This is a genomic window from Agrobacterium sp. M50-1 (assembly GCF_049843495.1).
Taxonomy (GTDB): Bacteria; Pseudomonadota; Alphaproteobacteria; order Rhizobiales; family Rhizobiaceae; genus Agrobacterium; species Agrobacterium radiobacter.
Window position 1 is genome coordinate 40,426 of the sequence record NZ_JBBHZH010000014.1, and the last position, 8,129, is coordinate 48,554.

Here is an 8,129-nt window from a genome sequence, read left to right on the forward strand (position 1 = left end):
AGTGCCGTTGGGCTAGCGGCTCGTCAGTGCCGGCGCGGACGGCGTGCAAAACCGACCCGGATGCGGGCGGGCTCCGGTTCGTCGTCCTGATCGTCGTCGAAGCAGCCAAGATCGTAATGGCCATCATCCTCGTCCGGCGCGGCCATCGCCTGCTCTTCCTCGTAGCTTCGCGCGGGACCGTTCAAGGCAATCAGCGACTTGCCGGAAACGGCCGAGGCCGAAGCGACCATCATCACACCGAGTGCCTTGCTGGCTTCGACTTCCAGAAGCTGCTGCACGCGGCGGCCGAAGCGCAGACGCAGTTCGGCCATGCAGGTGGCGACACCGTCGATTTCCAGCAGGTCGTCGATCTCGGACAAGGCCCAGATGCCGCTGGCATGATCGCTCGGACGGCTGGCGCCATCGACGATGGCAACCTCGACCGTGTCGACCATCAGGCGCTTGTGGTTTTTATAGAGCCAGTCCGGCAACACCATCGCCGAGGCCATCATCTTCAGCTTCAGTTCGTCGAGACGGCTGGTATCGCCGTACGAGGCCAGCGACCGCTTCAGATCGAGGATGTAGGCGGTGTGCCGGGCGCGGTTTACGAGGATGAGGTCCGGCGTGTACGATCCCTTGGCCGGTGCCTCGCAGTCTAGCTTGATGCCATCGAGACTCTGCCAGTCGTTTCCGGACACGGCTTCGAGCGCCGCCTTGACCAAAGGAAGCTTGAGCGACTGGGTCAAGACAACGATGTTGGGATTGGCTTTCGCCAGACGCTCGACCGCCTGCTCGAGCAGCTTGCCTTCGCGGAAAGAGACGGCGCGGACGAGCGAAGCGATGTGAACGTAGTGGCCGAGGATTTCGTCCTCGACCGGTTCACCGTCGGCGATTGCCGCAATGGCGCGGTCGATCAGCAGATCGAGATCGGCCTCGACCTCGGCGAAGCGAACGATATGCGGATGGCGGCGCAATGCGGGCGGCTCACCGATGCCGTTTCGGGCACCAGCACCGAATGAGCGGTGGGAGAACATCGATGCCATTGCGGCGGACGAACGGAGAACTTCCCCTGTGGGGGTCATAGAGGTAAACGTGGTCATAGCCCGATTCCTTTTTCGAGAAGGCTGAGGGTCAGGCCCTAGTCGATGTTGGTAGCATCGGCTTGGGCCGCTTTGTGTCCGGTCTTCCGAACGACCCCAAACTGGCAGGACCGGGAGCCGGGCTCAAGGACCCGGGAGAGCAAAAAAGAACAAAGCCGGTACATAGTTAACGGCGGGCTCACAACGTCCAGGCCGATGAACGCGTCCGGCGATCGCAGCGGTCGGCCTGCGCGTTTTCACTCGCCATCATCGGGCAAAAGGATAAGGGCCGACATGCGGCCCTTTCGAGTTTGGCGGGAAGGCCGGTTCACCGGCCTTCCTGCAACTGCATCTTACGACGTGACGGCGGGCACGAGTTCAGCCTCGGCGACGCTGTCATCGGCAAGCGCCGGCACCTTGGCAAACTGCCTGCGGTTTCGCGGCGCCTCACGGCTAACCGTCATAAAGCCGCCGGTCGCCTCCTCCAGCGCAGCACCAAACCGATCGATCACCTCTTCCGTGACATCGGCATCGTCAGAGACCTCGTCCAACATTGCCGGCTCGACATCGTGATGATCGCCGACGCTCTCCGCTTCTGCCGGAACCGCCGGTTCGGAAGCCGGAGCAGTTGGCGCCGCGAGCGGCCATTCCGGCTTCCGCTCTCTGGACACCGCCCAGCCGAGCACCGGAAGCACATGCAGCGCAAGCCAGTCACGCATGTCTTTCGACTTCGGCCAGCCTTCGACGCCACCCAATGTGTAGAGCATATCGTTGACCTCGGCCCAGCCGCTTCCTTTCAGGAACTTCGTGGCCTTAGTGTTGCGGCCATAATCGAGCTCCGGCTCGATGAACAAGGCCAGGCTTTCGAGTTCCTGCCGCGCGACGCGGGCGGTGTCCTGGATTTCCTTCGCTAGCGCCTCCTTGATCACACGGCTTCTGCTCAGCGCAGCTTCGACCGCCTTGCAGATCGTGACGACGTGCTCGATGAACGCTTTCAATCCATCCCGGATCTTGGCCGCAATCAACGCTTTCAGTCCGCCCACACCGCCGGCCCAGAACTGATCGTCCTTCTCGGCCTTGTCACCGCCCTCCTCGCCACCGGCGAGAATGGTCTTCACGTCGGAGACCTGAAGGCGCCCGTTTTCCTCGGCAAAGGCAATGGCCGCCTTGACCTGATCGTCGGTTGCCGAACTCAGGTGGAACAACACTGTCGCGCCGACCGAGAGGTCGACCAGTTCATCACGGTAGGGTGTCAGGTTGCGGTACACCGCAGTATAATTGCGGGCGCTGCGCGGTGCGAGACCGCAGCGCATCTTTACCCAATGATCAAACCGGCCGTCGGCCAGCAGGTCTGCGGCTTTCGCCAGATGATCGCCGAGCTCAAAAGTCTGCTCGGTGGTGCGGCGCCCGAGGTCGAAGATATGGGCCGCGCTGCTTTCGAGCAGATCGCGCGTCGTGTGCCCGATCCCCTCTTCTTCATAGTTATAGGAGAAGGCGGCGGTCGCAGTGGTCTTGGTATTTCTGGTGCGCATGGAAGTCTCCGTGTGACGTGTTTACAATGTATCCGACGAACAACACATCGGATGACTATATGATTGCGCCAGTACGGATGTAATGCAAATTCAAGTAAAACACATTTAAAGTATACAGTTTATTGTAATCTTTATTTCTATGCAGTTTTTAGCGATTATATTTAAATATAAACGACGTACTAATCAATTAATATCGATATATACGTTATTCCTAAAAAATTTACGCTTCAAACTTGTTCGGTATTATTTCACCGCAAAATCCAGAATCCGGAGCCGGATAGCCGACCTCCCACATTCAAGGCCTTCACGAAGTAGTTTTGCGGTCACGGGAACACGCCACGAAGTAATCACGAAGCCAGCGTCTCGCCGCCTGAGAGCGATGCTCGATTTCCACCCGAAGATGGCACGTTCCGCGCGAACGGCTGGGACATATGACATGCGACTTCGCGGATGAACCAAACCGGAAGATTTCAGTTCGCCGCCTCATATTCCGGAGTGGAGATGGTCCTGCAGGCGCAAGCGCGACAGGAAGTCGCCGGCGATTTCCCTCAGCTTGCCCACAGGTCGTTTCAAGGTGTCCGCACGTCGAGACAAATTGCGCTCATTTGATTCAAGGTCCGATATTTTTGATTCCAAACGCTGGTCATTTGATTCACGACCGCCGTTTGTCCCTCGCCAGCTTATCTCGACCTGTCTCAACGTGCCCGCAATTGATCTCAAATTGCGCTCATTTGATTCAGAACCCCAAAAAAACGATTCATAAACCGGGATTTCCGATTCCATGCAAACGGCGTTGCCGCAGCGATAACGGTCTGGCATCGATAGCAGAAGACCTGACAGGGAAGAGCGAATGCCAGCAAAGTCCGAGGAGATCCGCAACACGAAACAGCGCGAGCGACAGCAGAAGCTGCGTGATGCCGACAGAAAGGCCAAGCGCCCCGGACGCGACGATGTGGCCCGCACGGCGCTGTTCATGGCGATCTCCGCCATGGCTGCCGAGGGAGCAACGGAAACCCTGGGAAAGTTTAAAAAACGGGTGGTCAGGATGCTGGTCAAGCAGGGCTTCGACGAGCATGAATCCCATACCGTCTTCGATGGGCTTGTTGAGAAGTACCGGGATGGCGACTGGCCGTTCCGCCGCAAGCCCCATCTGCTTTATCCTGACGGCGATCCTGATGGTGCCGACGAGGGCGCCTGAGCGGTTTCGTCTACCTGCCTACGGTCCCGGCCTGTTCACGCTGCGCTGCCACGGGAACGCCTAACGGCGTTTGCAATCTCTACGACACCTCCCCCCATTACTCGGTTAAACGCCGTTTATCCTGAATCGGATTTCCAGAGTGCTGGGGGGGGGGACAGCTCATCTAAGATCAACTCATCAGCATCCATCCGATTCGCTAAAATGCTATCGATCTGATTAGGCTCTGGTCAGCCATGTTTTCAAATAATCCTGGATACTCCAAAGTCACTGCATTGATTTCAAAAGGGGTACGGATAATGTCGCCGGCGGCTGAGGTGAACGCCTCGGCCGGAATGCGCACCAGCGGAAGCCCTTGCATGGCGGAAACTGGTTTTTTGATTGGCTTTTTGCTAACCGGGACAATCTTGCAAGGGAGGACTCCTGGCGCACTCGTGACACCGATGATCGAGTGGCGTACCGATTTTTACAGAGGCTCTGGCCGGTGCGGACCGTCCTGCAGAGCATTGCCCAGCCTGTGTCACCTTATCCGTGTGGTGGCTTTCAGGCACAAAGAGATGGGATCGAGGGCGAACGGACGCCTGAGGGATCCAGAGTGGTGAGCGCATTCCTTCAACTCCACCCTGGATACGAAGGATCCGAACGTGCCCAACATCATCGACCTCCCGTCCGCACTCGGTGCGATCAAGACCCACCACCTCCACGACGTCGATAACGACACCAAATCCCGCCTGTATTCCGGCACGACGGCCATGGCCTCCATTACCGGCGCACCGATGTCCCGCGTCCGGGATGCCGTGCGGCTCGCCCGTCATGGCGCAGGCTGGGTAGACCGCCGCCGTGCTCCCGCGGTCACAAAGACAAGCGACGACGAGATCGAGAGCACCTTGCGATTGCTGGGTTATGCCGGAGAATGGCACGACATCAAAGGTCGCCCGACCCTTGCTGCGTACCTCAAAGCCCGAACGGGAATTCAGCAAAGCCATCCCTGCGTCGTTTTTCTGGGCAACCACCGCGTTGCCATCAGTGGTGAACTGTTTTGCGATGTGACCAATAACGGCCTGATGGTCGATATCGACCGGGCACCCTGGCGGCGCAAGCAGGTGCACCGTGTGTTCGTCCTCACCCACCGCATCCCCGCGACGCCTATCCCGTCGAAGACCCCGTCCCGCGTCCAGCCGGCACACCTGACGACCGAGCAAAAACGCCAGGTCAAGGAACTGGATCGCCTGTTTCGCGAAGCCGTCAAAGCGGAGACAGGCGCAATGCGGATCAAGGTGACAGCCACCGAGGTCTTCATTATCCGCCCCGACGACTCCGGCTGGACGTGGTGCGGCGCGCGCGATGGCGTCGTCGACAGCCTTCTCAAGCTTCAGCAGCATGGCTGGATTGGCGGCAACACCGATGCGGCCGCGGCCTACCGCACCACGATGGGTTACTGACCAGCGCTCAGGAGCGGCTCCTTATCGCGGCAATTATCGCCGCCAGTACCTGCCAACCGCCAGACCATGATGATCTGGCATCGCTGCGGGGCTCTCAAGCTCCCCGCCGCCGGTTACCATGTCCCCCGACCTCGCCCATTCGAACGGAGATCACTCCATGACCAAGAACGTTCTGTTCTACGCACGCCATTCTACCGGATACCATGACCATGCCTGCCTCGAAACGCAGCTCTACTACGGGCACCGCTTCATCAAGGAGAAAGGCTGGACCTTCGTAAAGTCCTATGCTGAAGAGGACATCGGCGAAGTCGTCTTCATGGCGCAGCCCCGCGTGCGCAAGCTTTTCGCCCATATCGAGCGCGAAACGGTCGATATCGTCCTCTGCCATACGCTGGACCGGTTGTGCTCGCGATTTGATGTCGCCAGCCGGCTGTTGAGCGAACTCGCTCGCAAGGGCATCGAACTCTGGGTCGCCGATCCCGGCGAGCGTATCACCGCCCGGAACCTGTTCGATTACTATATCGATGACCGCAGCAAGATGTTTGCCGTCGGCAGCCACGTTGCCCAGGTGCCCGATGACCTGCGCGAGGAGAAACACTTTGCGCCCCTTCCATTCGGCTACCGCTATGCCGGCGCCTGCAATGCGGACGGCCAGCGCATCTTCGGTTTCAAGGTCGTCGATCCGGTCGCCGCCGATGTCATCAGGCGTATTTTCGGTATGTATGCCGAGGGAATGACACCGACAAAAATCGCTGCTCTTCTTAATGTCGAAGGCGTGGCCGGTCCCCGTGGCAGTATCTGGCGCGACGCTGCGATCCGCGGCAACCGCGCAAGCGGAACCGGGATCCTCAACAATCCGGCTTACATCGGCGCGTGTAAACAACTTGGCGGCGATGACTACCATTACGTATCGGCACTGCGCATCGTCAGCGATGACCTCTGGGACCGCGTGAAGGATCGCCAGGATGCCGCAGCCGAACGTGCTGCAGGATTGGCAGGGCGCCGCAGGCAGCAGAGCTGAGCACGCTGCAAAGGATCTGGCCGGCGATGCCGGCCAGTGTTCACGAAGACATTGATGAATATGGAATTCCGCAAATGGCCAAGAATGTTCTGTTTTATGCCCGCTACTCCACCGACCGCCAGCATGAGGTCTCAATCGAAACGCAGATCGAACTCGGCAAGGCCTTTGTCGCACGTCAGGGCTGGAAGCTGGTCGAGATCTACTCCGACGCCGCCATCAGCGGCACCAGCTACCAGCTCCGCGCCGGCATCCAGAGCCTCATGGCGCATGTGAAGCGCGAGCGCATCGATGTCGTCCTCTGCATCACCGTCGATCGCCTGTCGCGCGACATCGAGCATAGCGCGAAGATCCTCAAGCAGCTTCGCTATTGCGACGCGGACATCTGGACGGTCCACGCCGGCACCCCGGTGACCGACCTCGAGATGGCATTGCGCGCCGCGCTCAGCCATGAACTGGTCGAACAGATCCGGTATCGCACGCGCGAAGGCATGAAGATGGCCGTCCGGAAAGGCAAGGCATCCACCTGCCTCGCCTACGGCTACATGCTCTCCCAGCAGCGCGATGCGAACGGCGATCGCATCAAGGGTTTGCGCGAGATCGATCCTGCAAAGGCTGAGGTGGTTCGCCGCATTTTCACCCTATATGCCGACGGCATGTCGCCTCGCGACATCGCCCAGCTTTTGAACAAAGAGGGCATCCCGGGCTCGCGCGGCCGTAAGTGGCGCGATACCGCCATCCGCGGCCACGTCAGCCGTGGTACGGGCATCCTCAACAATGAGAGTTACATCGGCCGCATGGTCTGGAACAAGAGTAACTACCGCAAGAACCCGGAAACCGAACGCCGTACCGCGCGCGCAAACGACGCGAGCGAATGGGTGCTGACTGATGTGCCGGAGATGCGCATCGTTTCCGACGACCTATGGCAGCGGGTGAAGGAGCGTCAGAAAGAGATCGGTGAGCTGTTCGATTTCGGGCAGAGCAACCGGCTGAATGCAACGCACCGCCCGGGATACCTGCTCAGTCATCTGCTCGAATGTGCGGAATGTGGCGGCCCCTACGCCATCAGCGGCAAAGATCGCTATAGCTGCACCAACCGCAAGAAGCGCCTGCCGATCGACGAGCTTGGTGGCGCCTGCTGCGGTAACAGCAAGACCATTACCCGACAGGAGCTGGAGAGCCGCGTTCTCGATTGCCTGCCGGCCGCCTTCTTCTCCCTGGGGATGTTCGACACTATGTCGGCAAAGGTGATCGAACAGGAAACATCAAAGCTTCGCCGCCCGAAAGCCGAGCGCGAGCAGATGACGCGCGAACTGAACGAGTTGGAGCGCAAGCAGAAGAGCATCATCCAGCAGATCTCCGACCGCGCCATGCAAGGCCGCCCTCCTCTCGTCGCGCTCGACGATACACTCGATCAAATCGAGCTCCAGCGTGTTGCCCTGGCAAGGGAGATCGAAGCTTTCACCACGTCCGAGCCAGACATGCGGGCGAAGATCGAGGAATTGAAGCAGCGTCACAATCCCGCCCAGACGGAACTGCGCATGCGCCATTTCTTCCTGCAGGCGCGCCGCGGCAAGAACGATGACGCCAAGCGTCAGGTGATGCCGATTGTGCGCTCACTGGTGCAGAAGGTGGTGATCGGCAAGACCCCAGGTCACCAGCCGGCCACCCTGGAAGTCCACGGCCTGATCTCCTCCATCCTTGCGCAAATGGACGTTCTCGACTTGATGGAGCGTCGCTTCGTCGCCGAAGTGCATGCGGACTTCATCGAGAAGCTGGAAGCTGGGGAGATCGAGACGAAGGAGAAACAAAAAAAGCTCCTCGACTCATATGAGGAGGAGCTTCGTCGCAAATACCCCGAGTGGGAGAATTTGCAAGTTTCGT

Annotated in this window: 7 protein-coding genes; 4 read left to right on the forward strand and 3 right to left on the reverse strand. The window is 59.4% G+C overall.

The genetic code is table 11. The annotated features are described in order from the left end of the window. Positions 1-23 precede the first annotated feature (23 nt). The 3 genes from WDZ78_RS22785 to WDZ78_RS22795 all read right to left on the reverse strand — a co-directional run bounded on the left by WDZ78_RS22785 (position 24) and on the right by WDZ78_RS22795 (position 3,373). Entirely contained in the window at positions 24-1,079 is a 1,056-nt protein-coding gene (locus tag WDZ78_RS22785; protein ID WP_425674314.1) for a hypothetical protein, read from the reverse strand. A gap of 332 nt (positions 1,080-1,411) precedes the next feature. Then, complete coding sequence (locus tag WDZ78_RS22790; protein ID WP_425674315.1) at positions 1,412-2,590, reverse strand: hypothetical protein; 1,179 nt, start codon at positions 2,588-2,590, stop codon at positions 1,412-1,414. Between the two features lie 483 nt (positions 2,591-3,073). Then, positions 3,074-3,373, reverse strand: coding sequence for a hypothetical protein (locus tag WDZ78_RS22795; protein ID WP_425674316.1), 300 nt, complete (start codon positions 3,371-3,373; stop codon positions 3,074-3,076). Between the two features lie 67 nt (positions 3,374-3,440). Between WDZ78_RS22795 and WDZ78_RS22800 the strand changes: the two genes are divergently transcribed. The 4 genes from WDZ78_RS22800 to WDZ78_RS22815 form a co-directional block, all read left to right on the forward strand. Then, positions 3,441-3,788: a hypothetical protein gene (locus tag WDZ78_RS22800; RefSeq protein ID WP_059760063.1), complete on the forward strand. Its 348-nt coding sequence runs from the start codon at positions 3,441-3,443 to the stop codon at positions 3,786-3,788. Positions 3,789-4,429: 641 nt separating this feature from the next. Beyond that, positions 4,430-5,227 (forward strand): hypothetical protein, encoded by a 798-nt coding sequence (locus tag WDZ78_RS22805; protein ID WP_425674317.1) that lies wholly within the window; start codon positions 4,430-4,432, stop codon positions 5,225-5,227. A 157-nt stretch (positions 5,228-5,384) separates the two neighbouring features. Further along, entirely contained in the window at positions 5,385-6,248 is an 864-nt protein-coding gene (locus tag WDZ78_RS22810; RefSeq protein WP_245289670.1) for a recombinase family protein, read from the forward strand. A gap of 26 nt (positions 6,249-6,274) precedes the next feature. After that, on the forward strand, positions 6,275-8,129 hold a 1,855-nt coding region (locus WDZ78_RS22815; RefSeq protein WP_425674319.1), incomplete at its 3' end, for a recombinase family protein.

Coding starts and splice junctions, on each gene's coding strand:
- WDZ78_RS22785 (WP_425674314.1), bottom strand. CDS start 1,079: ATGACCACGTTTACCTCTATGACCCCCACAGGGGAAGTTCTCCGTTCG.
- WDZ78_RS22790 (WP_425674315.1), bottom strand. CDS start 2,590: ATGCGCACCAGAAATACCAAGACCACTGCGACCGCCGCCTTCTCCTAT.
- WDZ78_RS22795 (WP_425674316.1), bottom strand. CDS start 3,373: ATGGAATCGGAAATCCCGGTTTATGAATCGTTTTTTTGGGGTTCTGAA.
- WDZ78_RS22800 (WP_059760063.1), top strand. CDS start 3,441: ATGCCAGCAAAGTCCGAGGAGATCCGCAACACGAAACAGCGCGAGCGA.
- WDZ78_RS22810 (WP_245289670.1), top strand. CDS start 5,385: ATGACCAAGAACGTTCTGTTCTACGCACGCCATTCTACCGGATACCAT.